Origin of the sequence: Mesorhizobium captivum (assembly GCF_033977165.1) — a bacterium.
Taxonomy (GTDB): Bacteria; Pseudomonadota; Alphaproteobacteria; order Rhizobiales; family Rhizobiaceae; genus Mesorhizobium; species Mesorhizobium captivum.
Genome location: NZ_JAVIJB010000043.1, coordinates 1 through 26,619, shown reverse-complemented (window position 1 = coordinate 26,619; position 26,619 = coordinate 1). Strand labels below are relative to the sequence as shown.

At 64.8% G+C, this 26,619-nt stretch carries 24 protein-coding genes; 13 read left to right on the top strand and 11 right to left on the bottom strand.

What is annotated here, in order from left to right; translation table 11 throughout:
- Nucleotide 1: 1 nt before the first annotated feature.
- Nucleotides 2–643 (bottom strand): DUF47 domain-containing protein, encoded by a 642-nt coding sequence (locus RFM40_RS27555; RefSeq protein WP_320278603.1) that lies wholly within the window; start codon nt 641–643, stop codon nt 2–4.
- Between the two features lie 159 nt (nt 644–802).
- On the opposite strand from RFM40_RS27555, the gene RFM40_RS27550 reads away from it, so the two are divergent.
- From RFM40_RS27550 to RFM40_RS27505, 10 genes are all read left to right on the top strand, one after another.
- Nucleotides 803–1,702, top strand: a complete 900-nt coding sequence (locus RFM40_RS27550) for a LysR family transcriptional regulator (protein ID WP_320218566.1) — start codon at nt 803–805, stop codon at nt 1,700–1,702.
- Nucleotides 1,703–1,896: 194 nt separating this feature from the next.
- Complete coding sequence (locus tag RFM40_RS27545) at nt 1,897–2,376, top strand: formate dehydrogenase subunit gamma (RefSeq protein WP_320228260.1); 480 nt, start codon at nt 1,897–1,899, stop codon at nt 2,374–2,376.
- On the top strand, nt 2,373–3,929 hold the full coding sequence (locus tag RFM40_RS27540) for a formate dehydrogenase beta subunit (RefSeq protein ID WP_320228259.1): 1,557 nt from the start codon (nt 2,373–2,375) through the stop codon (nt 3,927–3,929). Before RFM40_RS27545 ends, RFM40_RS27540 begins: the two co-directional genes overlap by 4 nt.
- 10 nt (nt 3,930–3,939) lie before the next feature.
- Entirely contained in the window at nt 3,940–6,852 is a 2,913-nt protein-coding gene (gene fdhF / locus RFM40_RS27535; protein ID WP_320228257.1) for a formate dehydrogenase subunit alpha, read from the top strand.
- A gap of 5 nt (nt 6,853–6,857) precedes the next feature.
- A complete protein-coding gene (gene fdhD / locus RFM40_RS27530; RefSeq protein ID WP_320228256.1) occupies nt 6,858–7,688 on the top strand; it encodes a formate dehydrogenase accessory sulfurtransferase FdhD in 831 nt (276 codons plus the stop codon).
- Entirely contained in the window at nt 7,678–7,992 is a 315-nt protein-coding gene (locus tag RFM40_RS27525; protein ID WP_320228255.1) for a formate dehydrogenase subunit delta, read from the top strand. The genes fdhD and RFM40_RS27525 overlap by 11 nt, the downstream gene beginning before the upstream one ends.
- 124 nt (nt 7,993–8,116) lie before the next feature.
- Nucleotides 8,117–9,670: an alpha/beta fold hydrolase gene (locus RFM40_RS27520; protein WP_320228254.1), complete on the top strand. Its 1,554-nt coding sequence runs from the start codon at nt 8,117–8,119 to the stop codon at nt 9,668–9,670.
- A 108-nt stretch (nt 9,671–9,778) separates the two neighbouring features.
- Nucleotides 9,779–10,252 carry a carboxymuconolactone decarboxylase family protein gene (locus tag RFM40_RS27515; RefSeq protein WP_320228253.1) on the top strand — a complete coding sequence of 158 codons (474 nt, stop codon included), beginning with the start codon at nt 9,779–9,781 and terminating at the stop codon, nt 10,250–10,252.
- 78 nt (nt 10,253–10,330) lie between these two features.
- Complete coding sequence (locus tag RFM40_RS27510) at nt 10,331–10,693, top strand: nuclear transport factor 2 family protein (RefSeq protein ID WP_292301572.1); 363 nt, start codon at nt 10,331–10,333, stop codon at nt 10,691–10,693.
- Nucleotides 10,694–10,735: 42 nt separating this feature from the next.
- Nucleotides 10,736–11,050: a hypothetical protein gene (locus RFM40_RS27505; protein ID WP_320218558.1), complete on the top strand. Its 315-nt coding sequence runs from the start codon at nt 10,736–10,738 to the stop codon at nt 11,048–11,050.
- Between the two features lie 151 nt (nt 11,051–11,201).
- Here RFM40_RS27505 and RFM40_RS27500 read toward each other — a convergent pair whose 3' ends face one another.
- The 8 genes from RFM40_RS27500 to RFM40_RS27465 all read right to left on the bottom strand — a co-directional run bounded on the left by RFM40_RS27500 (nt 11,202) and on the right by RFM40_RS27465 (nt 19,802).
- Nucleotides 11,202–11,687: an ester cyclase gene (locus RFM40_RS27500; protein WP_320228250.1), complete on the bottom strand. Its 486-nt coding sequence runs from the start codon at nt 11,685–11,687 to the stop codon at nt 11,202–11,204.
- Between the two features lie 209 nt (nt 11,688–11,896).
- Nucleotides 11,897–13,324, bottom strand: coding sequence for a gamma-aminobutyraldehyde dehydrogenase (locus RFM40_RS27495; RefSeq protein WP_320228249.1), 1,428 nt, complete (start codon nt 13,322–13,324; stop codon nt 11,897–11,899).
- Between the two features lie 105 nt (nt 13,325–13,429).
- The gene (locus tag RFM40_RS27490; protein WP_320278602.1) at nt 13,430–14,245 is read right to left on the bottom strand and encodes an ABC transporter permease; all 816 of its coding nucleotides are present in this window, start codon (nt 14,243–14,245) and stop codon (nt 13,430–13,432) included.
- On the bottom strand, nt 14,235–15,140 hold the full coding sequence (locus RFM40_RS27485) for an ABC transporter permease (RefSeq protein WP_320228279.1): 906 nt from the start codon (nt 15,138–15,140) through the stop codon (nt 14,235–14,237). The genes RFM40_RS27490 and RFM40_RS27485 overlap by 11 nt, the downstream gene beginning before the upstream one ends.
- Before the next feature lie 307 nt (nt 15,141–15,447).
- Nucleotides 15,448–16,446 (bottom strand): ABC transporter ATP-binding protein, encoded by a 999-nt coding sequence (locus tag RFM40_RS27480; RefSeq protein ID WP_320228247.1) that lies wholly within the window; start codon nt 16,444–16,446, stop codon nt 15,448–15,450.
- A gap of 169 nt (nt 16,447–16,615) precedes the next feature.
- Nucleotides 16,616–17,770 (bottom strand): ABC transporter substrate-binding protein, encoded by a 1,155-nt coding sequence (locus RFM40_RS27475; RefSeq protein ID WP_320228246.1) that lies wholly within the window; start codon nt 17,768–17,770, stop codon nt 16,616–16,618.
- A gap of 283 nt (nt 17,771–18,053) precedes the next feature.
- A complete protein-coding gene (locus RFM40_RS27470; protein ID WP_320218908.1) occupies nt 18,054–18,965 on the bottom strand; it encodes a LysR family transcriptional regulator in 912 nt (303 codons plus the stop codon).
- Nucleotides 18,966–19,037: 72 nt separating this feature from the next.
- Complete coding sequence (locus RFM40_RS27465) at nt 19,038–19,802, bottom strand: DeoR/GlpR family DNA-binding transcription regulator (RefSeq protein ID WP_320228245.1); 765 nt, start codon at nt 19,800–19,802, stop codon at nt 19,038–19,040.
- Between the two features lie 400 nt (nt 19,803–20,202).
- On the opposite strand from RFM40_RS27465, the gene RFM40_RS27460 reads away from it, so the two are divergent.
- Entirely contained in the window at nt 20,203–21,102 is a 900-nt protein-coding gene (locus tag RFM40_RS27460) for a phosphotransferase family protein (protein WP_320228243.1), read from the top strand.
- On the top strand, nt 21,099–23,552 hold the full coding sequence (locus RFM40_RS27455; RefSeq protein WP_320278601.1) for a GcvT family protein: 2,454 nt from the start codon (nt 21,099–21,101) through the stop codon (nt 23,550–23,552). Before RFM40_RS27460 ends, RFM40_RS27455 begins: the two co-directional genes overlap by 4 nt.
- Nucleotides 23,553–23,854: 302 nt before the next feature.
- On the opposite strand, the gene RFM40_RS27450 is transcribed toward RFM40_RS27455, so the two are convergent.
- Nucleotides 23,855–24,505 carry a class I SAM-dependent DNA methyltransferase gene (locus tag RFM40_RS27450; protein WP_320228241.1) on the bottom strand — a complete coding sequence of 217 codons (651 nt, stop codon included), beginning with the start codon at nt 24,503–24,505 and terminating at the stop codon, nt 23,855–23,857.
- Between the two features lie 97 nt (nt 24,506–24,602).
- Here RFM40_RS27450 and RFM40_RS27445 point away from each other — a divergent pair, with 97 nt between their 5' ends.
- Entirely contained in the window at nt 24,603–25,505 is a 903-nt protein-coding gene (locus tag RFM40_RS27445; protein WP_320278600.1) for a phosphotransferase family protein, read from the top strand.
- Between the two features lie 11 nt (nt 25,506–25,516).
- Here RFM40_RS27445 and RFM40_RS27440 read toward each other — a convergent pair whose 3' ends face one another.
- Entirely contained in the window at nt 25,517–26,440 is a 924-nt protein-coding gene (locus RFM40_RS27440; protein WP_320228239.1) for a DMT family transporter, read from the bottom strand.
- Between the last annotated feature and the right edge of the window lie 179 nt (nt 26,441–26,619).

Here is a 26,619-nt window from a genome sequence, read left to right as displayed (position 1 = left end):
CCTATACGTTCTCGATGACGATGCCGCTGATCTCGTTGGCGACGTCCTCGAAACGGTCGACCACCTTTTCCAGCTCGCCGTATATCTCCGAGCCGATCAGATAGGCCATCGGATCACTGCGGCCGAGCCGCTTGAACAGGTCCTTCAGGCCCTGCTCGTGCAGATCGTCGGCGCGGCCCTCGACGCGCATGACCTCTTCGGCGATGGCATTCAGGCGCGCGGCGTTGGCGCCGACCTTGCCGAGCAGCGGTATCGCCTCCGCGACCAGCCGGGCCGCCTGGACGATGACGCCGCCCATTTCCCGCATCAGCGGATCGAACTCCCTCATCTCGAACAATTTCACCGTCTTGACGGTCTTGTGCATCATGTCGATGGCGTCATCCATCGACTGGATCAGATCCTTGATGTCGCCGCGGTCGAAGGGTGTGATGAAGGAGCGCCTGACGGCAAGCAGCACCTCCGCGGTGATGCCGTCCGCCTCGTCCTCGAGATCGATGATCTTCTGGCACCAGCGGTCGATGTCCTTGCCCTGGAGAAGCTGCTCGAGGGCCTCGGCGCCGGCGACGACCGTGCGCGAATGCCTCTCGAACAGGTCGAAGAAGCGATCCTCGCGGGGCAACAGTTTGCGAAACCAACCCAGCATCTGGTCCTCCATTCGTCCGCTTCTCCACCACATAACCCCAAGCACAGCACGGGAAAACAGGTGAGCCGGCTTAAAAATGTGGACGAGGTTCGATTGCGTGTGTCTTGCGAAGCAAGGCGATTTCCCTGACCTTAGGCAAATCGCGGCGGATCGAATGGCATGATCGACAAGCTGGAATTCTTCATCGCTTTAGCCAAGGAGGAGCATTTCGGCCGCGCGGCCGAGGTGTGCGGCGTCACCCAGCCGACGCTGTCGGCCGGCATCAAGCAGCTCGAGGAGCAGCTCGGCGTGATGCTGGTGCTGCGCGGCTCGCGCTTCCAGGGCCTGACGCCGGAAGGCAGGCAGGTGCTGACGTGGGCGCGCCGCATCGTCGGCGACAGCAGGGCGATGCGGGAGGAGATGCGGGCGGCGCGGCGCGGCTTGTCCGGCCGCATTCGCATCGCGGCGGTCCCCACCGCGCTTGCCATGGTGGCGCGGCTCACAACCCCGTTCCGCGAAAAGCATCCGGGCGTCACGTTCTCGGTTCTGTCACGCACCTCGATCGAGGTGCTGTCGCTGCTCGGCAATTTCGACATCGATGCCGGCATCACCTATCTCGACAACGAGCCGCTGGGGCGGGTAACGAGCGTGCCGCTCTATGACGAGCGCTACCAGCTGATCACGGCGGTCGGGAACCCTTATTCCGACCGCGACAAAGTGACGTGGGCCGAGATCAGCCAGTTGCCGCTCTGCCTGCTGACACCGGACATGCAGAACCGGCGCATCATCGACCAGCATCTGGCGGAAGCCGGCGTGCAGGTGCGGCCGACGCTGGAATCCAACTCGATGATCGTCTTGTTCTCGCATATCCGGACCGGCAAATGGTCATCGATCATGCCGCTCAACCTTGCGGAAACGTTCGGTTTTTCCGAGCCGATCCGGGCCATTCCGATCGTCGAGCCGGATGCCAGCCACACGGTCGGGCTGGTGGCGGCGCCGCGCGAGCCGCACACGCCGCTGGTGCAGGCGCTGCTGGACGAGGCGATGGCGCTGGCAGACGATTTCCGCGCCCACCGCTAGGCTAGAGAATGCAGGCTGAGCGTTGTCGATAGAAAATTTCTATCAAGCGACGGGACAGCTTTATTGATCTCGGGGGTTTCCTCTGATTTCGTAAGGACTTAGCGATATTGCGCCCTGTGCATGTCGTTACCCCAAAACCGCTCTATATCTTGGGGTGACATATATCGGGCCGCCATGACCAGGGAGGGCGCTGCATGACGGTGCAGCCTGCAAGTACCGAGATCGCGTCGCGCATTGCGGCGATCATCGAGGAGTTGAAGGACCTCGAAGGTCCGTTGCTGCCGATCCTGCACGGCATCCAGGAAGAGTTCGGCCATGTGCCGCAAGCCGCACTGCCGGTCATCGCCGACGGGCTGAACCTTTCCAGGGCCGAGGTTCACGGCGTCGTCACCTTCTATCACGATTTCCGCGCTCAACCCGCCGGCCGGCACGTGCTGAAGCTCTGCCAGGCGGAAGCCTGCCAGTCGATGGGCTCGGAAGCGGTCGCCGCCAAGGTCAAGCAGTTGCTCGGCATCGATTTTCACGAGACCGCCCGTGACGGATCGGTTACACTGGAGCCGGTCTACTGCCTCGGGCTTTGCGCCTGCTCGCCCTCGGCGATGCTGGACGGCGAAGTGATCGGCCGGCTCGACGACGAGAAGATCGAAGAGATCGTCGCGGAGGTGCGTTCATGATCCCGCGCATCTATATCCCCGCGGATTCCGGCGCGCTGGCGCTCGGCGCCGAAAAGGTCGCCAGAGCGATCGAGAAAGAGCTCAAGGAGCGCGGCGTCGAGGCCAAGATCGTGCGCAACGGCTCGCGCGGCGCCTATTTCCTCGAGCCGATGGTCGAGGTGGCGACCGCCGAAGGCCGCGTCGCCTATGGGCCGGTGAAGCCGTCGGACGTCAAAAGCCTGTTCGACAGCGGCTTCCTCAAGGGCGGCCATCACAAGCGCTGGCTCGGCGCGCCCGACAAAATCCCCTTCCTCGCCAAGCAGACGCGGCTCACCTTCGCCCGCTGCGGCGTCATCGATCCGCTGTCGCTCGACAGCTACAAGTCGCATGGCGGCCTGAAGGGCCTTGAGAACGCGGTCGCCATGGCGCCCGCCGACATCGTCAGCCAAGTTACCGAATCCGGCCTGCGCGGCCGCGGCGGCGCCGGCTTCCCAACCGGCATCAAATGGAAGACGGTCCTCGATACGGCGGGCGACCGCAAATACATCGTCTGCAACGCCGACGAGGGCGACAGCGCCACCTTCGCCGACCGCATGATCATGGAGGGCGATCCCTTCGTGCTGATCGAAGGCATGGCGATCGCCGGCATCGCCACCGGCGCGACCAAAGGTTTTGTCTATATCCGTTCGGAATATCCGCACGCCGTCGCCACGATGAACAAGGCGGTCGCGATCGCCCGCAAGGCAGGCGTGCTCGGCGTCAACGTGCTGGGTTCGCCCAACGCTTTCGACATGGAAATCCGCGTCGGCGCCGGCGCCTATGTCTGCGGCGAGGAAACCTCGCTCTTGAACAGCCTCGAAGGCAAGCGCGGCGTGGTGCGCGCCAAGCCGCCGCTGCCGGCGATCCAGGGTCTCTTCGGCAAGCCGACGGTGATCAACAACGTGATCAGCCTAGCCTCCGTGCCGATCATCATGGACAAGGGCGCCGCCTACTACAAGGATTTCGGCATGGGCCGCTCGCGCGGCACGATCCCGATCCAGATCGCCGGTAACGTCAAGCATGGCGGCCTGTTCGAAACGGCTTTCGGCCTGACGCTCGGCGAGATCGTCGACGAGATCGGCGGCGGCACGGCTTCGGGCCGTCCAGTCAAGGCCGTGCAGGTCGGCGGCCCGCTCGGCGCCTATTTCCCGCGCGCTTTGTTCGACACGCCGTTCGACTACGAAGCCTTCGCCGCCAAGGACGGGCTGATCGGCCATGCCGGCCTCACCGTCTTCGACGACACCGCCGACATGATGAAGCAGGCGCGCTTCGCCATGGAATTCTGCGCCATCGAAAGTTGCGGCAAGTGCACGCCCTGCCGCATCGGCTCGACGCGCGGCGTGGAGGTTCTCGATAAGGTCGCCGCGGGGATAGAGGCGGAGAAGAACCTCGCCCTGGTCACCGACCTCTGCAACACGATGAAGTTCGGATCGCTTTGCGCGCTGGGCGGCTTCACGCCCTACCCGGTGATGAGCTCGATCACGCACTTCCCCGAGGATTTCAAGCCGGCGCCAGCGCGCGTGGCTGCTGAATAGGAGCTGGCAGATGAACATCAAAGCCGACTTCCCGGCACTCATCGAAGAGATCGATTACGGCACCCCGGAATCGAAAGCGACGAAGCAGGTCACGCTGACGGTCGACGGGCAAAGCATCACCGTGCCGGAAGGCACCTCGATCATGCGCGCGGCGATGGAAGGCGGGGTCGAGATCCCGAAACTCTGCGCCACCGACATGCTGGACTCCTTCGGCTCCTGCCGCGTCTGCCTGGTCGAGATCGACGGCCGCGGCGGCACGCCGGCCTCCTGCACGACGCCGGTCGGCGAGGGCATGGTGGTGCGCACGCAATCCGAGCGGCTCGACGCCATCCGCCGCGGCGTCATGGAGCTCTATGTCTCCGACCATCCGACCGGCTGGAACGAGAAGGCCGGAACCGGCGCCAGCGAGTTCGACACGGTGGCGAAGTCGGTCGGCCTCTCCGAGAACCGCTACGGCGTCGAAGGCCGCAACCACGTCAAGGAAGAGAACGGCGTCGCGCCCGGCCATGGCTCTTTAGCCGTCGACTACATCGCCCGCGACGAATCCAATCCCTATTTCACCTACGACCCGGCGCAGTGCATCGTCTGCTCGCGCTGCGTGCGGGCCTGCGAAGAGGTGCAGGGCACCTTCGCGCTGACCATCGAGGGCCGAGGCTTCGAGTCGCGCATGGTCGCCGGCATGCATGAGGACTTCATCGCTTCCGAGTGCGTCTCCTGCGGCGCGTGCGTGCAGGCCTGCCCGACCGACGCGCTGCGCGAGAAGACGGTGCTCGAGAAGGGCATGCCGGAGCGCTCTGCCGTCACCACCTGCGCCTATTGCGGCGTCGGCTGCTCGTTCAAGGCCGAAGTGAAGGGTGACGAGGTCATCCGCATGATGCCCTACAAGGACGGCAAGGCGAACCATGGCCATTCCTGCGTCAAGGGCCGCTTCGCTTACGGCTACGCCACCCATAAGGACCGCATTCTCAAGCCGATGCTGCGCGAGAAGATCACCGACCCCTGGCGCGAAGTGAGCTGGGAAGAGGCAATCGCCCATACTGCCAAGGAGTTCCGCCGCATCCAGTACCAATACGGACGCGCCTCGATCGGCGGCATCACCTCCTCGCGCTGCACGAACGAGGAGACCTATCTCGTCCAGAAGCTGGTGCGGCAAGGCTTCCGCAACAACAATGTCGACACCTGCGCGCGCGTCTGCCACTCGCCGACCGGCTACGGCCTTGGCCAGACCTACGGCACCTCGGCCGGCACGCAGGATTTCGACTCGGTCGAATTCACCGACGTCGCCGTCATCATCGGCGCCAATCCGGCTTCCGCGCATCCGGTGTTCGCCTCGCGGCTGAAGAAGCGGCTGCGCCAGGGCGCCAAGCTGATCGTGCTCGATCCGCGCCGCACCGAGATGGTCAAGTCGGCGCATGTCGAAGCGGACTACCACCTGCCGCTGAAGCCCGGCACCAACGTGGCGGTGCTGACGGCGCTGGCGCATGTCGTCGTCACCGAGGGCCTCTACAACGAAGCCTTCATCCGCGAGCGCTGCGACTGGGCCGAGTTCCAGGACTGGGCGTCCTTCGTCGCCCTGCCGGAAAACAGCCCTGAAGTTGTCGGCAAGCTGTCCGGCGTCGATCCGGAGGCAATACGCGGCGCCGCGCGGCTCTATGCCAAGGGCGGCAATGGCGCGATCTATTACGGCCTCGGCGTGACGGAGCATAGCCAGGGCTCGACCACGGTGATCGCGATCGCCAACCTCGCCATGGCCACCGGCAATATCGGCCGGCAAGGCGTCGGCGTGAATCCGCTGCGCGGCCAGAACAACGTGCAGGGCTCCTGCGACATGGGCTCCTTCCCGCATGAGCTGCCGGGCTACCGCCATATCTCGGGCGAAGCGGTGCGCGACATCTATGAAAGCCTGTGGGGCGTGAAGCTGGACGACGAACCGGGCCTGCGCATCCCCAACATGCTGGATGCCGCCGTCGACGGCTCGTTCAAGGGCATCTACATCCAGGGCGAGGATATCCTGCAGTCCGACCCCGACACCAAGCATGTCGCCGCAGGGCTGGCCGCGATGGAATGCGTCGTCGTGCACGACCTCTTCCTCAACGAGACGGCCAACTACGCGCATGTCTTCCTGCCGGGCTCCACCTTCCTCGAGAAGGACGGCACCTTCACCAATGCCGAGCGCCGCATCAACATGGTGCGCAAGGTGCTGGAGCCGAAGGCGCGTTACGCCGACTGGGAGGCGACGCAGGAGCTTGCCCGCGCCATTGGGCTCGACTGGAACTACATGCATCCTTCCGAGATCATGGACGAGATTGCCAAGACGACGCCGAGCTTCGCCGGCGTTTCCTTCGAGCTGCTCGACCGCGTCGGATCGGTGCAGTGGCCCTGCAACGACAAGGCGCCGCTCGGCACCCCGATCATGCATGTCGACGGCTTCGTGCGCGGCAAGGGCAAGTTCATCCGCACCGAATATGTCGCGACGGACGAGCGGACGGGCCCGCGCTATCCGCTGCTTCTGACCACCGGCCGGATTCTCTCGCAGTACAATGTCGGCGCGCAGACCAGGCGCACCGAAAACGTTGCGTGGCATGCCGAGGACCGGCTGGAGATCCATCCGCACGACGCCGAGAACCGCGGCATCCGCGACGGCGACTGGGTGCGGTTGGCGAGCCGTTCCGGCGAGACCACGCTGCGCGCGCTGATCACCGACCGCGTGTCGCCCGGCGTCGTCTACACGACCTTCCACCACCCGGACACCCAGGCCAACGTGATCACCACCGACTTCTCCGACTGGGCGACCAACTGTCCGGAATACAAGGTCACCGCCGTGCAGGTGGCGCCGTCCAACGGCCCGACCGACTGGCAGAAGGACTACAACGAGCAGGCACGCCAGAGCCGTCGCATCGCCCCGCTGGAAGCGGCGGAGTAGCCTTCTTGGCCGCGCGCCGCAAAGCCACGACCCAAATCTCGCGGCTGGCGCGTCGCGCCGGCGGCACGGCGGCCGCGAACCGCATGGTGCCGGAGGAGACGCCGGTGGCATTCTCCTATGCCGGCACCACGCATGCGGTGATGATGGCAAGTCCCGCCGATTTCGAGGATTTCGCGCTCGGCTTCTCGCTGACCGAAGGGATCGTTGCCGACCCGAAAGAAATCGAGGCGATCGAGGTCGAGGATCTCGGCGCCGGCATCGACATCCAGATCAGGCTGAAGGACAAGGCCAACACGCGCTTCCAGGCGCGGCGTCGCCGGCTCGCCGGACCTGTCGGCTGCGGCTTGTGCGGCATCGAATCCATCGAGGAAGCGATGCGCTCGGTCGACGCGGTCGGTTCGTCGAAGCTTACTCTTGACGCCGAGGACGTCACCCGTTCGGTCAGGCTGCTGTCGAAGCTGCAGCCGCTGCACACCGAGACCGGCGCGGTGCATGCTGCCGGCTTCTATGTTCCCGGCAAGGGCATCGTCATGGCGCGCGAGGATGTCGGCCGGCACAATGCGCTGGACAAGCTGGCCGGCGCGCTGGCGAAAGCCGGCATCGACGGCGCGACCGGCGCCGTTGTCGTGACCTCGCGCGTGTCGGTGGAAATGGTGCAGAAGACGGCCGCCATCGGCGCGCCGATCATCATGGCCGTCTCGGCGCCGACCGCACTTGCCATCCGCACGGCCGAGGCCGCCGGCATGACGCTGGTGGCGCTGGTGCGCGGCGACGATTTCGATATTTTCACCCACCCCGAACGGGTGGCTTGCGGAGTTGCCAAGCATGTCGCATGACGAAGACCACATCGCCGGCACCAGGGAAAAGCTGGTGCGCATGGCCAACCAGATCGCCACCTTCTTCCATTCGAAGCCGCGCGAGGAAGGCATTACCGGCGTTGCCGAGCACATCAACAAGTTCTGGGAGCCCAGGATGCGGCGGCAGTTCTTCGAGCTGCTGGACGGTGACGCGGAGGATTTCGACGAACTGGTGATCGCTGCCTCGGCCAAGATCAAGCGGCCGCTGACATCGGAACAGGCCGACAAAAGCCTCGGCTACGCCAGGCCGGTGGAGGCCGAGGGCGCCGTTCCGCGAAAATAGTGCTGACGCGCCTCGTCGGCGCCGAACGTCTTATATTCCCGCTCTCTAAAGTTTGGCTGCCGCAAGCGGCCGGCTTCTGTTATGGTCTGCGACAGAAAATCGTCTGGCCGGGCGGGACAGTTGCGTGAGGCCGATCGAGACCAGATATGCCCGTAGCGGGGATGTGCGGATCGCCTACCAAGTGGTCGGCCAGGGGTCGTTCGATCTCGTCTTCGTTCCCGGCTTCATCTCCAATCTCGACCTGCAGTGGGAAGACGAAGGCTACAGCCGCCTCTTGAAACGGCTCTCGGCCTTCTCACGGCTGATCCTGTTCGACAAACGCGGCACCGGGCTTTCCGACCGCGTCGACACCCGTCACCTGCCCAGCCTGGAGACCCGCATGGACGACGTGCGCGCGGTGATGGACGCCGCCGGCAGCGGCCGCGCGGCGATCCTCGGCGCCTCGGAAGGCGCGCCGATGGCAATGCTGTTCGCCGCCACCTACCCTGAGCGGACCCGGGCGCTGGCGCTCTATGGCGGCTATGCACATTTCCACAAATGGGTGATGGCGCCGGAGCGGCTGGAAGCCTTCGTCGAGACGGCGGAGACGTCTTGGGGCACCGGCGCGACCTTGCCGAACTTCGCGCCGGGCCGGGTGGACGACACGCATTTCGCCCAGTGGTGGGGACGGTTCGAGCGGTTGTCGGCCAGCCCGACCGCCGCGGCCGCGCTTGCCCGCATGAATGCCGGGATCGACGTGCGCGGCATTCTCTCGACAATCAGCGCGCCGACGCTGCTCATTCATCGCCGCAACGACGCGCGCGTCGACCCGGAGGCCAGCCGCTTCCTCGCCAGGAAGATCCATGGCGCCCGGCTGGTCGAGTTACCCGGGCGCGACCACCCGATCTGGACCGGGGACGTCGACCGGGTGGCCGACCTGATCGAGGAGTTCCTGACCGGCCAGCCGGCGGTCGCCGACACCGAGCGCGTGCTGGCAGCACTTCTGGTGACGCGCATCTACGACACGGCCAAGCTCGGCGACCGGATGTGGAGCGAACGCAGCCAGCGCTTCCAGGAGACGTGGCGGCTGCTGGTCGGCCGCCATGGCGGGCGCGTCGCCGGCACGCATGGCGAGCTGATGATCTCGCGCTTCGATGGGCCGGCGCGCGCCATACGCTGCGCGGCGGCGCTGCGCGACGCCGCGCAGCAGATCGGCGTGGCTAGCGCTCAAGGGGTGCATGTCGGCGAGATCGAGATGCGCGGCGCGCCGGTCGGCCTGACGGCGCGGGTAACGATGCAGCTTGCCACCCATGCCGGGCGCGGCGACATCCTTGCCTCGCGGCTGGTCGCCGAACTTGCGATAGGCTCCGGCCTGCGTTTCGTCGATGCTGGCCGCATCAGCCTGGACGAATTGGGCGAGCCGCTGCCGGTGGTGCAGGCCACGTCCGAACAGCATCTGGAACCGGCCTGCCGCCCCAAATCCAAACCGATGGAGCCGGCGGCCTTGACGGCGCGGGAAAGCGAGGTGGTGAGCCTGATTGCGGACGGCATGAGCAATGCGGCGATCGCCGCTGAGCTGAAGCTCAGCGAGCATACGGTCAAGCGGCACGTCGCCAATATATTGCTCAAGCTCGACCTGCCGTCCCGGGCGGCGGCGGCGGCGTTCTCGGCCAGACACACTGGCCCGGACGGGCCATGAGAGCCATGGCGCTTTCGAGCGAAGCGGCGAAGGCACCTCGAGGGTTACGAATTCTTCCCATGCAGGCCGGGCGATGTCGCCGAGACGGCACTGCAAATGGAGGATGAAATGCTGACACTGAAAGGCAAGATCGGACTGGTCGTATTGGCTGCTGGCGCGCTGCTGGCCATCACCCCGGCGCAGGCCGAAGACGCTTCGGCAACCGCCACCTACAAGGACATCCAGGCCACGCTCGGCTCGGTGCCCGACATGTTCAAGACGCTGCCGGACGTGGCCGTTGCCGGCGCCTGGGCCGAGATCAAGGGCGTGCAGCTCAATCCCAACACCGCGCTCGACGGCAAGACCAAGGAACTGCTGGGCCTTGCGGTCGCCGCGCAGATCCCCTGCCAGTACTGCATCTATTTCCACACCGAGGCCGCCAAGCTCAACGGCGCGAGCGACGAGGAGATCAAGGAAGCGGTGGCGATGGCGGCGATCGTGCGTCACTGGTCGACCATGCTCAACGGCAGCCAGGTCGACCTCGCCACCTTCAAGAAGCAGACCGACGACGTGTTCGCGGCCGTCAAGGCCAAGTCGCAGTGAGGAAACCCTGCCCGGCGATGTCTGCCGGGCAGCACTTCACCCATCAGCCGCCCGAGGAACGGGCACAGGGAGGATGAAATGCTGACCAAGACCCAAACAGTGGACGGCGCGGCGATCAAGAAGGCAATCGAAGGCCGCGACGGCAAGATGCTGTCGAGCTTCTACAACGACGATGCGGTCGTGCGGGTGATCGACCGCAACAACCCGCCGAGCAAGCCGCGCGAAATCCGCGGCCGCGCGGCAATCAGCATCTTCTGGGACGACATCTGCAGCCGGGCGATGATCCACAAGGTCGATACCACCATCGCCGAGGGCGACAGCCTCGCCTTCACCCAGGCCTGCGCCTATCCGGACGGCACAAGAGTGTTCTGCGCGGCGATGCTGGAGCTGAAAAACGGCCGCATCGCACGGCAGACCGTCGTGCAGGCCTGGGACGAGTAGATCAACCGCGGGCTCAACCGCAAGTCAGGGAGGAGAATGACGATGTTCAGCGCCAGATGGCAGATCGACGCCAAGTTCGGTCACAAGCAGACCGCGCTCGAGCTGATGCGGAAATGGGAGCGCGAGATCGGCTCGCAGGTCGGGCTCGCCGATCTGAAGTTCCAGCTCATGACCGGTTCCGTCGGCGCGCGCGAAGCGACGATCGAGGCCCACCACCAGGTCGAAAGCCTGGCTCAGCTGGAGGAATTCTTCGCCAAGATCGCCAAGATCGACGCGCACGCCAAATGGGGCAAGGAGCTGGAACCCTATGTCGTGTCGGGCACCAGCCTTTGGCAGATCTTGAGGGTCGTCGAGTAGTGGCCTGCGTTCTTCTCCCCGCCTGCGGGGAGAAGATGCCGGCAGGCAGATGAGGGGCGGCGCCAGTTTCTCAGAACTTGGCGCTGCCCCTCATCCGGCCTTCGGGCCACCTTCTCCCCGTGGAACGGGGAGAAGGAAAGATCGCCGCGCCCTACATCAAGCCGAGCTGCTTGTAGAAGCCGAGCGCGTCATAATAGTCGCTCTGGGTGGCGATCTTGCCGTCCTTGACGGAAAACATCGAAGCGCCGGTGATGGAGAACTTCTTGCCGGTCGCGGCGGTGCCGTCTCCCCAGGCGCCGGTGTTGGTGCCGGAAAACTCCCATTCGAAGGAGACGCGGTCGCCGTCGACCAACGGCTTGCCCTTCATCGTCCAGACCGCATCGGGAACGGCCTTCAGAAAGTTGTCGATGACGCCAGTCTTGGCGGCTTCCCTGCCGGCCACCGGCTTGCCGACCGAAGCGTCGTAGTAGCTGACGTCGTCGGCGAAGTAGCCGGCGGCCTTGGCCGAGTCATGAGCATTCCAGGCCGCGACATAGGCCTCGACCACCGACTGCGAGGAGTCTTCGGCGAAAGATGGCGTCACGGCGAGAAGCGCGGCGGCGATTGCTGCGGATGTCAGAAACTGGCGGCGTTGCATTGTTGTTTTCCTCCCTTGGTTGAATGCTTGCATACGCACTCGTCTTCCCTTCTCCCCTTGTCGGAGAAGGTGGCTTGTCGCGTAGCGACAAGACGGATGAGGGGTGTTCCATCCTGGCGCCAGCTTACCCCTCACCCGGATTGCCAACCGATTTGCGAAGGACAAATCGGGGCAATCCGACCTCTCCCACAGGGGGAGAGGTAAAGGCGCTAGCCGTGCGCCACCATCACGTGGCGGACGGCGGTGTAGTCCTCCAGCGCGTAGAGCGACATGTCCTTGCCGTAGCCGGACTGCTTCAGTCCGCCGTGCGGCATCTCGTTGGTCAGCATGAAGTGGGTGTTGATCCAGGTGCAGCCATATTGCAGCCGAGCGGCGGTCGCCATGGCGCGCGAGACGTCCTTGGTCCAGACCGAGGAAGCAAGCCCGTAGTCGCTGTCGTTCGCCCAGTTCACCGCCTCATCGACCTCCGAGAAGCGGGTCACCGAGACGACGGGGCCGAACACCTCGCGGCGCACGATCTCGTCCTCCTGCAGCGCGCCGGCGACGACCGTCGGCTGGTAATAGAAGCCGGAGCCCTCGCCCGGCTTGCCGCCGGTGGTGATCTCGATGTGATTCAGCTCCGAGGCGCGCTCGACGAAGCTCGACACGCGATCGCGCTGGCGGCGCGAGATCAATGGCCCGATCTCGTTTTCGGTGTCGTCCGCCTGATTGTATTTGATGGTGGAGACCGCCGAGGAGAGGTCTGCGACGAGCTTGTCGTAGACCTTCTTGCCGGCATAGATGCGGCAGGCGGCGGTGCAGTCCTGGCCGGCATTGTAGTAGCCGAAGGCCCGCAGGCCGTTGACCACCGCGCCGAGGTCGGCGTCGTCGAAGACGATGACGGGCGCCTTGCCGCCGAGCTCGAGATGCGTCCGCTTGACCGATTTGGCTGCCGCCTGCAGCACTTTCTTGCCGGTGGCGACGTCGCCGGTGATCGAGATCATGTTGACCTTGGCGTGGTTGATCAGCGTGTTGCCAACGCTGTCGCCACGGCCGAGCACAACATTGACGACGCCCTCGGGCAGTATCTCCGAGAGGATTTTCGCCAGCTTCAGCGTCGTCAGCGGCGTCTGCTCCGACGGCTTGAAGACGACGGTGTTGCCGCCGCCGATCGCCGGCGCCAGCTTCCAGGCCATCATCATCAGCGGATAATTCCAGGGCGCGATGGAGGCGACGATGCCGATCGGATCGCGCCGGACCATCGAGGTGTGGCCGGGCAGATATTCGCCGGCGACCTGGCCGGGCATGGAGCGGACCGCGCCGGCGAAGAAGCGGTAGCAGTCGACGATCGCCGGAATCTCGTCATTGAGCACGGCATTGATCGGCTTGCCGCAGTTCAAGGCCTCGAGCGCCGCGAACTCCTTCGCCTCCGCCTCGATACGGTCGGCGATCTTCAACAGATAGCCCGACCGCTGCGCCGGAGTGGTGCGCGACCAACTGACGAACGCTTGTTCGGCGGCACTGACAGCCGCCTCGATCTGCGCCGGACTTGCTTCCGGCAGGTTGAGAATGATCGCCCCGGTCTTTGGATTGAGGATCGGCTCCTCGGTCTCGGTGCCCGTCTCGAACTTCGAGCCGATCAGCATCTGGGTGTCCATGGGGTTTCTCCCTTCGCAGGAGCGAGTAGCGAGTAGCGAATAGCGAGTAGGGGTTTGGCGATCGATTTTCCCTATTCGCTATTGGCTATTCCCTATTCGCTGTTTTCATTTTCCACTGCCCGCAATCTGGTCGCCGTCGCAGGTCAGGTAATAGGCCAACAGGATCGGCAGCAGCGTCACCAGCACGACGACCATCGCCACGACATTGGTGACCGGGCGCTGGCGCGGGCGGATCAGTTCCTCCAGCATCCAGATCGGCACGGTCTGCTGCTGGCCGGCGGTGAAGGTGGTTACGATGACCTCGTCGAAGGACAGCGCGAAGGCCAGCATACCGCCGGCAAGCAGCGCGGTTGCGATGTTGGGCAGGACGACATGCCGAAAGGTCTGGAAGCCGTCGGCGCCGAGGTCCATCGAGGCCTCGATCATCGAGCCTGAGGTGCGGCGGAAGCGGGCGACGGCGTTGTTGTAGACGACGACCACGCAGAAGGTGGCGTGACCGAGCACGATCGTCCAGAACGAGAACGGGATGTCGGCGAGCGCGAAGGCCGAGCGCAGCGCGATGCCGGTGATGATGCCGGGCAGCGCGATCGGCAGGATGACCAGCAGCGAGATGGTCTCGCGGCCGAAGAAGCGGGTCCGCGACACGGCGGCGGCGCAGAGCGTGCCGAGCATCAGTGCGATCGCCGTCGAAATGGCGGCGACGCGGATCGACAGCGACAGCGCCTCCCACACGTCCGGCCGGTTCCAGGTGACGGCGAACCATTGCGTGGTGAGCCCCGGCGGCGGCCACACAAAACTCTTCTCCTCCGTCGTGAAGGCGTAGACGAAGATCAGGAGGATCGGCAGATGCAGGAAGAGCAGGCCGCAGGCGGCGGCGATCTTCAGGCGGAGCGGGGCGGATTGGCCACGATCAGAGCGCATCGAAAGCCCCCATGCGCTTGGCGCCCCAGAGATAGAAGCCCATGATGACGATGGGCACGACGGTGAAGGCGGCGGCTAAAGGGATGTTGCCAGCGGTGCCCTGCTGCGAATAGACGGCCTGGCCGATGAAGAGCCGCGAGGTGCCGATGATCTGCGGAATGATGTAGTCACCCAATGTCAGCGAAAAGGTGAAGATCGAGCCGGCGACGATGCCTGGCAGCGCCAGCGGAAACAGCACGTTGCGGAAGGTCTGGCCGGGCGAGGCGCCGAGATCGGACGAGGCCTCGACCAGATTGCCGGGCACGCGCTCGAGGGCTGCCTGAACAGGGAGGATCATGAAAGGCAGCCAGACATAGACGAAGACGATGAAGGTGCCGGTGAAGGAGACCGAGAGCGAGTTGCCGCCGACGATCGGCAGCGACAGCCAGGCATCGAGCAGCCAAAGCAGATTGAGCTTGGCGAGCAGCCAGGTGAGGATGCCTTCCTTGGCAAGGATCAGCTTCCAGGCATAGATCTTGACCAGGTAGCTCGACCAGAGCGGCAGCATGACGCCGAGATAGAACAGCGCCTTCCAGCGGCCGCGCGCATAGCGCGCCGCGTAGTAGGCGATCGGGAATGCGATGACGGCGGAGGCGAGCGTGACGAGGGCGGCCATCGTCACCGTGCGCAGGATGATGTCGAGGTTGGCGGCCTGGAAGAGGTCGCCATAGGTCTTCAGCGTGAACTCGCGGTTGATGAGGCCGGAGAATTCGTCGATCGAGAAGAAGCTCTGCAAGAGCAGCGCAAACAGCGAGCCGATATAGACGATGCCCAGCCACAGCACCGGCGGCAGCAGCATCAGCAACAGCAGGAGTTTTGGGCGGCGCCAGAAGAGGTCGGAGAACGCGCCGCGCATGCCGCCGCTGCCGGGCAGGATGGCGGGGGCGGGGTTCGAGTTGAGCGCGGCGACGGTCATGGCGCCGCTCTGTGTTGATGCGAATTATGCGAGAGGCCGAGATCCTTCGCGCCCCTCTCTGTCCTGCCGGACATCTCCCCCACAAGGGGGGAGATTGGACGTCGCGGCCGCTTTCGCCAATTGTCAGCGTTGGAAAAAGAGAGCCGGCGGCGAAACTGCTGATCTCCCCCCTTGTGGGGGAGATGTCCGGCAGGACAGAGGGGGGCGCCGTAGAGCGCTACGCTTGTCCAAATTCCGCAATCCGTCCTCATGCCTGTTCATCCATCAGATGCAAATGCTCACGGTTGAACGTGAGCATCACCGCCTCACCCTCTGCCGGCAGCGTGGTCCCCGCCGGCACCATGGCGTGGAGCCGCAGCCCATCGGCATCGAGCGCCAGCCTTGTGGTGGCGCCGAGATAGTTGGTTCCGACCAGGCGAGCGGCGACGCCGTCGCCGCTTGTCGCGTGGGAGATTCGGATGGATTCGGGCCTGAGACTCCCCCAGCGGTGCTGGCCGGAATAGCGCTGGACGAAGTCGGGCGGCAGCACGTTGGACGAGCCGACGAAGTCGGCGACGAAGCGCGTCCTTGGCCGCTGGTAGATATCCTCCGGCGTGCCGATTTGCATGATCCTGCCGTCGTTGAAGACGGCGACGCGGTCGGCCATGGACAGCGCCTCGCCCTGGTCGTGGGTGACGAAGACGAAGGTGATGCCGAGCACCTTCTGCAGCGACTTCAATTCTTCCTGCATGTTCTCGCGCAGCTTGAGGTCGAGCGCGCCGAGCGGCTCGTCGAGCAACAGGACCTTCGGCTGGTTGACCAGCGCGCGGGCAAGCGCGACGCGCTGGCGCTGGCCGCCGGAGAGCTGGCCGGGGCGGCGGGCGCCGTAGCCCGGCAGCCGGACCAGCGACAGCGCCTCTTCCGCCGCCTTCAGCCGCTCGGCCTTGCCGACACCCTTCACCATCAGGCCATAGGCGACGTTGTCCAGCACGTTGAGATGCGGGAACAGCGCATAGTCCTGGAAGACGGTGTTGACGTTGCGGCGGTAGGGTGGAACGCCCTCGGCGCGCTCGCCGAAGATGGAGATGGAGCCCGCCGTCGGCTGCTCGAAGCCGGCAATCAGCCTAAGGCAGGTGGTCTTGCCGGAACCGGACGGCCCGAGCATGGCGAAGAACTCACCCGGCGCGATGTCGAGATCGACCGCGTCGACGGCGCGCACGCTGCCGAAGTGGCGCGAGACTTGTTTGAAGGAAACGGCGGAGGTCATGGGCCTGTCGGTCAGTTCCAGGGTCTGGTTGAGTTCGCGCGACTTCCTACCTCCCCCTTGTGGGGAGGTCGCGGCGAAGCCGCGGGTGGGGGTGGCCTGGCACGAACCGCCGCGGACCCCCACCCCGATGCTGCGCATCGACCCTCCTCACAAGGGGGAGGGTATGGCGTCACCGCCCGCCGATGACGCCGATATAATCCGACACCCAGCGGTAGTAAGGCACGCACTGGTCGTTCTCGGTGGCGCATTTCGACACCGGCGTCTTCCAGAACTTGATCTTGTCGAAATTGTCGTAGCCGTTGGTCTTGCAGCCCTCGTCGCCGAGCAACTCGTTGCCCTTGCAGGCGGCAGGCACGACCGGCAGCGAGCCGAACCACGACGACACATCGCCCTGGACCTTGGGCGAGAGCGAGTGCTCGAGCCACATATAGGCGCAGTTCGGATGGGCGGCGTCCGCCTCCATCATCGTGGTGTCGGCCCAGCCGGTGACGCCTTCTTCCGGCACGGTGGAGGCGACCGGCTTCTTGGCGGCAACGAGCGTGTTCACCTGATAGGGCCAGGAGCCGGAGGCGACCACGCCTTCGTTCTGGAAGTCGTCGACCTGGATGGCGGCATCATGCCAGTAACGGCCGACGAGCGTGCGCTGTGTACGCAAGAGATCGAGCGCAGCCTTATACTGGTCTTCGGTGAGCTCGTACGGGTCCTTGATACCAAGTTCCGGCTTGTGGAACATCAGATAGTTGGCGGCATCCGCGATGTGGATCGGGCCGTCATAGGCCTGAACGCGGCCCTTATTCGACTTGCCGTCGGGCAGCTTCATTTCCTCGAAGACGACGTTCCAGCTCTTGGGCGCTTCCTTGAAGACATCGGTGTTGTACATCAGGACGTTCGGGCCCCACTGGTAGGGAACGCCGTAGTGCACCTTGTCGACGGTGAACCAGGGCGCGTCCTTCAGGCGGTCGTCGACCGTCTTCCAGCTCTTGATGAGATCGGTGTTGATCGGCTGCACGCGCTTGCCGGCGACAAGGCGCAGCGAGGCGTCACCCGAAGCCGTGACGAGATCGAAGCCGCCCTCGTTCATCAGCGAGACCATTTCGTCCGATGTGTTGGCGGTCTTGACGTTGACCTTGCAGCCGCTCTCCTTCTCGAAGGCAGTCACCCAGTCGTAGTTCTTGTCGGTCTCGCCGCGCTCGATGTAACCAGGCCAGGCGACGATATTGAGCTCGCCCTCGCCCTTGCCGAGCTCCTTGACCTGGGCGATCGCCTGACCCGAGAAGGTCAGCGCAACCGTCAACGCCGTGCATGACTTCAGGAATGCATTCATCATCGATCTCCCATTTTGGCGCATGACCCCGAAACCGGTTTCGGTTTTCGGAAAGGATCATGCGCAACCTGAACGCCGGAACTCTCAAGTGCCCCGACAGCCGCGTTCCCGAGCGGCTTTGTTCCCTGAGCGAAAAGTGCTGCGAAAAATCCGGTTTCGCAAATTCATTTATCAGAAAGCCGATATCGGTTTTTCCGATACTTTTATGTGGCGCAATCCGGACGAAGGCTACGGCAAAGTCGCCGAGCCCAATCGTTTCACACTTTTCCTGGAATTGCTCCGATCAGAGCCGCTGGCGGACCATGCGCTGCGACTGGGCAAGGCCGATGAAGTCGCGGGCAGCCTGCGGCAAGCCGGAGCCGCGGCGCCAGACCATGCCGACCTGGACGACCGGCAACGAGCCGGAAATATCGCGGGATTCGATGCGGTCGCCTTCCAGCGACCAGGGCCGGTAGACGAGGTCGGGCAGGAGTGCCACGCCGGCCCCGGTGGCGACGAGGCTGCGCACGGCTTCCACGGAACGGGTTCGGAAGGCGACGTGCGGCCTGGCGCCGATCGCCGACAGCAGCTTGCCGGTGTTCTCCTCGATCTCATCGACGGTGAGCATGATCAGCGGCTCGGACGCGATATCGCCGATCGAGATGATGTCGGCGCTGGCGAGCTTGTGGCTGAGCGGCAGCCAGAGCCGATAGGTCGAGACTTCGAGGATTTCCGACTGCAGCGCGGTGCGGTCGCGCAGGTTGGAGGTGACCATCACGGCGATGTCGAGCTTGCCGCCGACCAAGAGGTGCTCGAGATAGTCGCCATTGTCTTCGATGGCCGAGACCTCGACGCTCGGATAGGCGCGGCGGTAGCGGGCCAGCAGATCGGAGAGCACATAGCCGGCGACCAGCGAGGTGACGCCGAGCTGCAGCCGCCCGCCGGCCGTCAGTTGGTCGCCGAGGAAAGCACGGCGCGCGTCGGACACATCGGCCAGGATTTTTGTCGCATGACGCAGGAACTGGTGGCCCTTGTGGGTGATGTTCAAGCCGCGCGGATGACGCTCGAACAGTTCGACGCCGAGATCGCTCTCCAGCTCCTTGATCGCCTCGGTGACCGAGGATTGCGAGATGGAGAGGTTTTGGGCGGCGCCCGACACCGTGCCCTGCTCGGCAACGGCGACGAAGAACTGGAGCTGGCGGATGGTGAAGGCCATGGCCGGACTAAACACGGGGACGACCGCCGAGGGAAGTGCCGGCCAACCGATTGCCGCTTTTCGGATCTCGCTTCAGGCCGCCGCAATGGTGAGCCGCGCGCCGGCCTGGCTGAGCGCGGCGGCGATGTCGCGCGGCGGAGGCTGGTCGGTGGCGAGCTCCGAGAAGCCGTCGAAGCCGCAGACTTGAACCAACCCCTGGCGGCCGAACTTGGTGTGGTCGGTGATGACCAGCGAGCGCTGGCCGCGCGACAGCACCATGCGGGCGAATTCCGCTTCCTCCAGCTCATAGTCGGCGAGGCCGGCGACGGCGTCGACCGCGCCGATGGAGATCACGGCGTGGCTGACCGAGAAGCGGCTGACGAAATCGATCGCGGTGACGCCGAAAGCCGCGCCTGAATCGCTGCGCAGCTCGCCGCCGGCCATATAGACCTTGTTGCCGTTCACGGTCGCCAGCGTGCGGGCGATGTCGGACGAGTTGGTGACCACCGTCAGCCGGCGGTGGCCGAGCAATTCGCGCGCCAGGAAGGACGTGGTGGTGCCGGTGTCGAGCATGACCGACTCGCCGTCGCGGATGGTGGCCGCGACCATGCGGGCGATCAGGCGCTTGGCCTCGGCGTTCTCACGCATGCGGCGTTCGAACGGGGCTTCGCCTGCCATCGACGGCAGGCTGACGGCGCCATGCATCTTGAGGATCGACCCCTCGTCAGTAAGCGGCCTGACGTCGCGCCGCACCGTTTCCAGCGACACGCCCAGCCGCCCTGCCAGGCTGGCGATGGTAATGGTCCCCTCCTCGCCGAGGAGCCGCAGGATCTCGCCATGCCGTTTCGAATGGATCATGTGGATGTCCGGGATTTTGACCGATTCTAAGGCATTCCTAACGCTTTTAAAGGAATTGCTTATATTTTCGGGCAAAACACCCAAAAAAGGTCACAGCTTTTTATTGACAGCAATGTCACGCTGGCGTGAGATTGATAGAGTGACAGGCTCGGAACTGCCACGGGAGGGTGATGGCAGAGCCGCAATCGACCGACCAGATTTTCTGGAACGTGCCTGGCGTGAGCTTTTTTCGAATCCGCGGGGGCGGATGCCGGGATCCTAAACCTGGCCAAGGGGCTCGTCGGTGCGGTGCGGGATATCGATCCTGGCGTCCCGCACCGACGAGGCTTTTTTGTTCTCTCTCATCGCTTTGTCAAAAACCGGCGCTTTGTCGAAAGCCGGCTGAAGCAGGAACAAACCCGTGAGTGCCCCCGTAGTCGCCGAAGACCGCATCCGTGCCCTGCCCTGCTGGATCGGCAGCATCGAGATCGAGCCGCTGCCGGGCGGTCTCAGCAACGCCAACTATGTCGTCACGGACGCCGCCGGGCGGCATGTCGTGCGCTTCGGCCAGGACTTCCCGTTCCACCATGTCTTTCGCGAGCGCGAGGTGATGACGGCGCGGGCGGCGCATGCGGCGGGCTTCGCGCCGGCCGTGCATTATGCCGAGCCTGGAATTCTGGTGACGGCATTTCTCGGCGCCAGGACCTTTCTCGCCGAGGACGTGCGTGCCGATCTCGGCCGCGTGGCGGCGCTGCTGCGCGCCTTCCATCGCGAGATGCCCAACCACGTCTCCGGTCCCGGCTTCATGTTCTGGGTGTTCCACGTCATCCGTGACTACGCCCGCACGCTGGACGAAGGCGGCAGCCGCAAGAAGGACGAGCTGCCGCGCTATCTGACTTTAGCCGACGAGCTCGAACGGGCGCAGAAGCTTTTGCCGATCGTCTTCGGCCACAACGATCTTTTGCCGGCGAACATCCTCGACGACGGCAAGCGGCTGTGGCTGATCGATTTCGAATATGCCGGCTTCAACACCGCGATGTTCGACCTCGCGGGCGCCGCCTCCAACGCCGGCATGAGCGACGACGAGTCCTTCGCCTTCCTCACCGCCTATTTCATGAAGGAGCCGGATAGCGAGATCCGCCGATCGCATGCCGCCATGCAATGCGCATCGCTGCTGCGCGAGGCGATGTGGAGCATGGTCTCCGAGCTCTATCTCGACGCGCCCGGCATCGACTACGTCGCTTACACCGAAGAGAACCTCGTGCGGCTCGATGCGGCGCTGGAAAACTACCGGACGAAATACGGAAGACTAACCCCATGACCCTGCCCAGCCATGCCGGGATCGTCGTCATCGGCGGCGGCATCATCGGCTGCTCGACCGCCTATCATCTGGCGCGCGACCACAAGGCCGACGTGGTGCTGCTGGAGCAGGGCAAGCTGACCTCCGGCTCGACCTGGCACGCGGCCGGCCTGGTCGGACAGCTGCGGTCATCGGCCTCGATCACGCGGGTGCTCAAATATTCCGTCGAGCTCTACAAGGGCCTGGAAGCCGAGACCGGACTGGCGACCGGCTGGAAGATGACCGGGTGCCTCAGGCTCGCCACCAACGCCGACCGCTGGACCGAGTTCAAGCGACTGGCGACCACCGCCAAGAGCTTCGGCATGGATATGCAGCTCCTGTCGCCGGCCGAGGTGAAGCGGATGTGGCCGCTAATGGAAACAAGCGACCTCGTCGGCGCTTCCTGGCTGCCGACAGACGGCCAGGCAAGTCCCTCCGACATCACGCAATCGCTCGCCAAGGGCGCGCGCATGCATGGCGCCAAACTGTTCGAGGACGTGCGCGTCACCGGCTTCGAGATAAAGGACGGCCGCATCACCGCGGTGAAGACTTCAAAAGGCGACATCGCCTGCGACAAGGTGGTGAACTGCGCCGGGCAATGGGCACGCCAGGTCGGCGCCGTGGCCGGCATCAACGTGCCGCTGCAGCCGGTCAAGCACCAGTACATCATCACCGAGAAGATCGACGGGCTCGCCAACGACGCGCCGACGATCCGCGACCCCGACCGCCGCACCTATTTCAAGGAAGAGGTCGGCGGGCTGGTGATGGGCGGATATGAGCCGAATCCACAGGCTTGGGCAACCGAGCTTCCTGGCGGCGACGTCCCCAACGACTGGGAGTTCCGGCTGTTCGACGACGACTACGATCACTTCGAGCAGCATATGCACCAGGCGATCGAGCGCGTGCCGGCACTGGCCAACGCCGGCGTCAAGCAGATGATCAACGGGCCGGAGAGCTTCACCCCGGACGGCAATTTCATTCTCGGCGTAGCGCCCGAATGCGCCAACATGTTCGTCGGCGCCGGCTTCAATGCCTTCGGCATCGCGTCCGGCGGCGGCGCCGGCTGGGTGCTGGCGCAGTGGGTTGTCGACGGCGAGGCGCCACTCGACCTCTGGGTCGTCGACATCAGGCGCTTTTCCGACCTGCACCGCGACCGCGACTGGGTCCGCGACCGCACGCTCGAAGCCTATGGCAAGCACTACACGATCGGCTTCCCGCATGAGGAATATCTGTCCGGCCGCCCACGTATCGTCTCGCCGCTCTATGAGCGGCTGAAGACGCACCGCGCCGTGTTCGGCTCCAAGCTCGGCTGGGAACGGCCGAACTGGTTCGCGCCGGATGACACAGCGCCTGAGGACATCTATTCGATGGGGCGGCAGAACTGGTTCGGACCGGTCGGCGACGAGCACCGGCATGTGCGCGAAAAAGTCGGCATATTCGACCAGTCCTCCTTCGCCAAATACGAGATAACCGGCGCCGACGCGCTGAAGGCGCTCGACTGGATCTGCGCCAACGACATCAACAAGCCGGTCGGCCGGCTGACCTACACGCAGCTCCTCAACACGCGCGGCGGCATAGAGGCGGACCTTACCGTGTCGAGGTTCGGCGAGGACCGGTTCTACATCGTCACCGGGACGGGCTTCCGCACCCACGATCTTTCATGGATCGGCGACCATATCGGCGAAGGTCTCGACGCCCGGCTGAAGGATGTTACCGAAGATTTCGGCACGCTGTCGCTGATGGGGCCACGCGCCCGCGACGTGCTGGCGGCGGTGACGGACGCCGATGTCTCCAACGCCGCCTTCCCTTTCGGCCACGCGCGGGAGATTGGAATTGCCGGCCACGTGGTGCGGGCGCTGCGCGTAACCTATGTCGGCGAGCTCGGCTGGGAATTGCATGTGCCGATCGCCGCCACGGGCGAGATCTTCGACGCGCTGATGGCGGCAGGAGAAAAATATGCCATCCGGCCGGTCGGCTACCGGGCGTTGGAATCGCTTCGGCTGGAAAAGGGCTATCGCGCCTGGGGATCGGACATCACGCCGAACGACACGCCGCATGAAGCGGGTCTCGGCTGGGCGGTCAAGCTCAGGAAGAATACCGATTTCGTGGGACGCCGGGCACTGGAGACGGCGGCCGGCAAGCCGCTGACAAAACGGCTTGCCGGCTTCACGGTCGACAATCCTGAAATCGTGCTGGTCGGCCGCGAGACGATCCTGCGCAACGGCGAGCCGGTCGGCTATCTCACCAGCGGCGGCTATGGCTATACGCTGGAGAAGAACATCGGCTACGGCTATGTGCGCAACGCCGACGGCGTCGGCGACGATTTCCTCGCCTCCCGCGACTACGAGTTGATGGTGGCGACGGAGCGCACGCCGGCAAAAATCCATCTCGAGCCGATGTATGATCCGGCGGGAGAGAAGATCAAAGCGTAACGTCTCCGCTCCGCTTACGTCGGTTCAACGCGGAGAAACAGATCTCCGAGCGTCGCGCTGCCCCTCATCTGGCTGCCGCCATCTTCTCCCCGTAAACGGGGAGAAGGGTCGCTGTCACCCATCGTTTCGCCAATCACAAGCGTCGCAGAATGAGCGCCGGGGCCGCGGCCAGCCTTCTTCTCCCCGTTTTACGGGGAGAAGGTGCCGGGAGGCGGATGGGGGGCGGCGCGACGCTCGGAGATATAGTCCCGGCGTCGCAACATAACTGGGGCGCGACTTTATCGGCCTTGCGGCGAAGTTACTTATGAACCTTGTTGGACTTTGCCGACGCGCAGCACGAGACCCCTGCTCGGCACCGTGTCGCCCTCGCCGGGCATCGAGGCGTAAGGCCGTGTCTCCTCAAGCCGGGTTATGACGCCCTCCGCTTCAAGTTCGGCGATCCGCTCGGCAAAGCCGGCCTGCCAGAGCGTATTCTTCACCGTCAGCACGATGACGCCGCCTGGACGGCAGATGCGGATCAGTTCGTCCAGGCCTTCGATCCCGACATGGCCCGAGGTGAAAACGCCGGCCGAGACGATGCCCGCATAGGCGCCGTTGGCGAAGGGCAAAGCACCGCCCAGCGCCAGGCGATGCAGCGCCGCATAGACGCCCTTCGCGGCCGCCTTGTCCAGCATGCCTTGCGAGATGTCGAGCGCCTCGACTTGTGGGTAGCCGGTGATGGCGAGCCATTCGCCGATGAGGCCGGTGCCGGCGCCGGCATCGAGCAGTGGTTCGGCGCCGCGCGGCAGATGGCGGGCAAGCAGCGCCAGGCAGATCGTCGGATGGCGATAGCCGGCCGCCGACATGTCCGCGTCATAAGTCTCCGCCCAGCTGTCGTAGATCGCGGCCACCTCATCCGGCCGTGTCGCGGCGTAAGCAGCGCCCAGCGCGCTGTTGTGCTTGCCGTCCTTCATTGCCGCTCCCGCCGCCGATTCGCGCGCCCTATGGTAGCCAAGCGGCAAAAACTGTGGAACCGTTCCGCCACAAAACATGGCGTGATGGTTAAGGGGGATGACGATGGACGAGGCGCGCGCGGCGCTGGCCGCAATCCCGGTGCTTGCCGGCTACAACGGTCCGCTTGAGCGTCTGGGTGGTCTCACCAACCGCGTCTACCGGGCCGGCGACATCTGCCTGCGCATTCCCGGCAAGGGCACGGAGGAATATATCAACCGCGCCAACGAGGCGGTGGCGGCGCAGGAGGCGGCCAAGGCCGGCGTCAGTCCAGAGGTGCTCTTTTCCGATCCGGCGTCGGGCGTAATGGCGACGCGTTTCATCGCCGGCGCTGAAACAATGTCGCCGGAAAAATTCAAGGCGAGGCCGGGCAGCGCGGCCCGCGCGGGCGAGGCCTTCCGCAAGCTGCATATGTCGGGCGCGGTCTTCCCGTTTCGTTTCGAGCTGTTTGCGATGATCGACGACTATCTGAAGGTGCTGTCGACCAAGGATGTGGCGCTGCCTCCCGGCTATCACGACGTGGTGCGCGAGGCTGGCATTGTGCGCGAGGCGCTTGCCGCCCATCCCATCCAGCTCGCTGCCTGCCACTGCGATCCGCTCTGCGAGAACTTCCTCGATACGGGCGAGCGGATGTGGATCGTCGACTGGGAATATTCCGGCATGAACGATCCGCTTTGGGACCTCGGCGACCTCTCCGTCGAAGGCAAGTTCGACGCCGGCCAGGACGAGGAGCTGATGCGCGCCTATTTCGGCGGCGAGGCGAAACCGGTCGAGCGCGGCCGCGTCGTCATCCACAAGGCGATGTGCGACTTGCTCTGGACACTGTGGGGGCTGATCCAGCTCGCCAACAGCAACCCGGTCGACGACTTCCGCGCCTATGCCGACGGCCGCTTCGCGCGCTGCAGGGTGCTGATGGAGACGGCCGAATTTTCACGGCATCTGGCGGCCGTGCGGGCCGGCTGAGTTCTGAAAACCTAATTGACGCCCTTCGGCACGTTTTCCGGCGGCACGACGGTCTCGACCACCTTCTGGCGGTGGAAGATGAAGATGCCGGCGAGCACGACGATGGCCGAGCCGACAAGGATGCGCGGGCTCGGCATATCGCCGAAGAAGACAAGGCCGAAGACAACCGCCCATAGAAGCAGGCTGTAATGCAGCGGCGCCAGTGTCGAGGCCGGCGCCAGCTTCAGCGCCCGGGTGATCATCAGATGGGCGGCGCAGGACACGACGCCGAGGAGGAGCATGGCGCCGAAATCGAGCGCGGTCGGGGTCCGCCAGGCGCCGATGGTGAGCGCGCCGCCGACGATCAGCGTGGCGATCGTCTGCCAACTCACCAGTGTCGTGTCGCTCGTTCCACGCAAACGCCGGCCGAGGATGATGGCGAAGCCGAAGGCGACGCTGCCGATGAGCGCATAAGCCGACGCCAGCGAGAACGCCGCCGACGAGGGTTTAAGGATGATCAACACGCCGCAGAAACCCACCAGGATCGCCAGCCAGCGCCGCCAGCCGACCTTCTCGCCAAGCAGGAGATGCGAGAGCGCCGCGACATAGATCGGCCCGGCCATGTAGAAGCTCATCACGTCGGCGAGCGGCAGATAGACGACGGCCGCATAGAACAGCCCGGTGTCGAGCGTGGTCGCCACGACGCGGAGGAACTGCAGCACGGGCCGCTCCATCCGGAACAGCTTGCCCGCGCCCTGGTTGGCGATCATGGGCCCGAGCACGAAGAAAGCGCCGATGGAACGGATCAGCACCACCTGACCGACGGAGAAGGAGGCGACCAGCCATTTGCCCATTGCGTCGTTCAGCGCGAACATGAAATCGCCGGCCAGCATCAGGAGGATGCCGGCGAGCAGGACGTTGCGGATCGTGAAATTGCGGGCAAGCGACTGGGCCATGCCGGCTCCCTAGCCGCAAGCCGGCGGCTTGACGAGCGAAATCCGTAAGACCAGCGGCGGAAATCTAGGTTGGCCGAAGTTCCGGAACTTCGTCATCCACGGGCGAAGCGGACGCGCAGACCCGAGGATCCTGTGTGTTGGTTCTGGTGTATGGTTGAAGTGGGAAGGAGACCGAGTGG

Coding starts and splice junctions, on each gene's coding strand:
- RFM40_RS27440 (WP_320228239.1), bottom strand. CDS start 26,440: ATGGCCCAGTCGCTTGCCCGCAATTTCACGATCCGCAACGTCCTGCTC.
- RFM40_RS27555 (WP_320278603.1), bottom strand. CDS start 643: ATGCTGGGTTGGTTTCGCAAACTGTTGCCCCGCGAGGATCGCTTCTTC.
- fdhF (WP_320228257.1), top strand. CDS start 3,940: ATGAACATCAAAGCCGACTTCCCGGCACTCATCGAAGAGATCGATTAC.
- RFM40_RS27545 (WP_320228260.1), top strand. CDS start 1,897: ATGACGGTGCAGCCTGCAAGTACCGAGATCGCGTCGCGCATTGCGGCG.
- RFM40_RS27465 (WP_320228245.1), bottom strand. CDS start 19,802: ATGATCCATTCGAAACGGCATGGCGAGATCCTGCGGCTCCTCGGCGAG.
- RFM40_RS27500 (WP_320228250.1), bottom strand. CDS start 11,687: ATGCAACGCCGCCAGTTTCTGACATCCGCAGCAATCGCCGCCGCGCTT.
- RFM40_RS27495 (WP_320228249.1), bottom strand. CDS start 13,324: ATGGACACCCAGATGCTGATCGGCTCGAAGTTCGAGACGGGCACCGAG.
- RFM40_RS27515 (WP_320228253.1), top strand. CDS start 9,779: ATGCTGACACTGAAAGGCAAGATCGGACTGGTCGTATTGGCTGCTGGC.
- RFM40_RS27505 (WP_320218558.1), top strand. CDS start 10,736: ATGTTCAGCGCCAGATGGCAGATCGACGCCAAGTTCGGTCACAAGCAG.
- RFM40_RS27540 (WP_320228259.1), top strand. CDS start 2,373: ATGATCCCGCGCATCTATATCCCCGCGGATTCCGGCGCGCTGGCGCTC.
- RFM40_RS27480 (WP_320228247.1), bottom strand. CDS start 16,446: ATGACCTCCGCCGTTTCCTTCAAACAAGTCTCGCGCCACTTCGGCAGC.
- RFM40_RS27485 (WP_320228279.1), bottom strand. CDS start 15,140: ATGCGCGGCGCGTTCTCCGACCTCTTCTGGCGCCGCCCAAAACTCCTG.
- RFM40_RS27455 (WP_320278601.1), top strand. CDS start 21,099: ATGACCCTGCCCAGCCATGCCGGGATCGTCGTCATCGGCGGCGGCATC.
- RFM40_RS27550 (WP_320218566.1), top strand. CDS start 803: ATGATCGACAAGCTGGAATTCTTCATCGCTTTAGCCAAGGAGGAGCAT.
- RFM40_RS27525 (WP_320228255.1), top strand. CDS start 7,678: ATGTCGCATGACGAAGACCACATCGCCGGCACCAGGGAAAAGCTGGTG.
- RFM40_RS27475 (WP_320228246.1), bottom strand. CDS start 17,770: ATGAATGCATTCCTGAAGTCATGCACGGCGTTGACGGTTGCGCTGACC.
- RFM40_RS27490 (WP_320278602.1), bottom strand. CDS start 14,245: ATGCGCTCTGATCGTGGCCAATCCGCCCCGCTCCGCCTGAAGATCGCC.
- RFM40_RS27510 (WP_292301572.1), top strand. CDS start 10,331: ATGCTGACCAAGACCCAAACAGTGGACGGCGCGGCGATCAAGAAGGCA.
- RFM40_RS27450 (WP_320228241.1), bottom strand. CDS start 24,505: ATGAAGGACGGCAAGCACAACAGCGCGCTGGGCGCTGCTTACGCCGCG.
- RFM40_RS27470 (WP_320218908.1), bottom strand. CDS start 18,965: ATGGCCTTCACCATCCGCCAGCTCCAGTTCTTCGTCGCCGTTGCCGAG.
- RFM40_RS27445 (WP_320278600.1), top strand. CDS start 24,603: ATGACGATGGACGAGGCGCGCGCGGCGCTGGCCGCAATCCCGGTGCTT.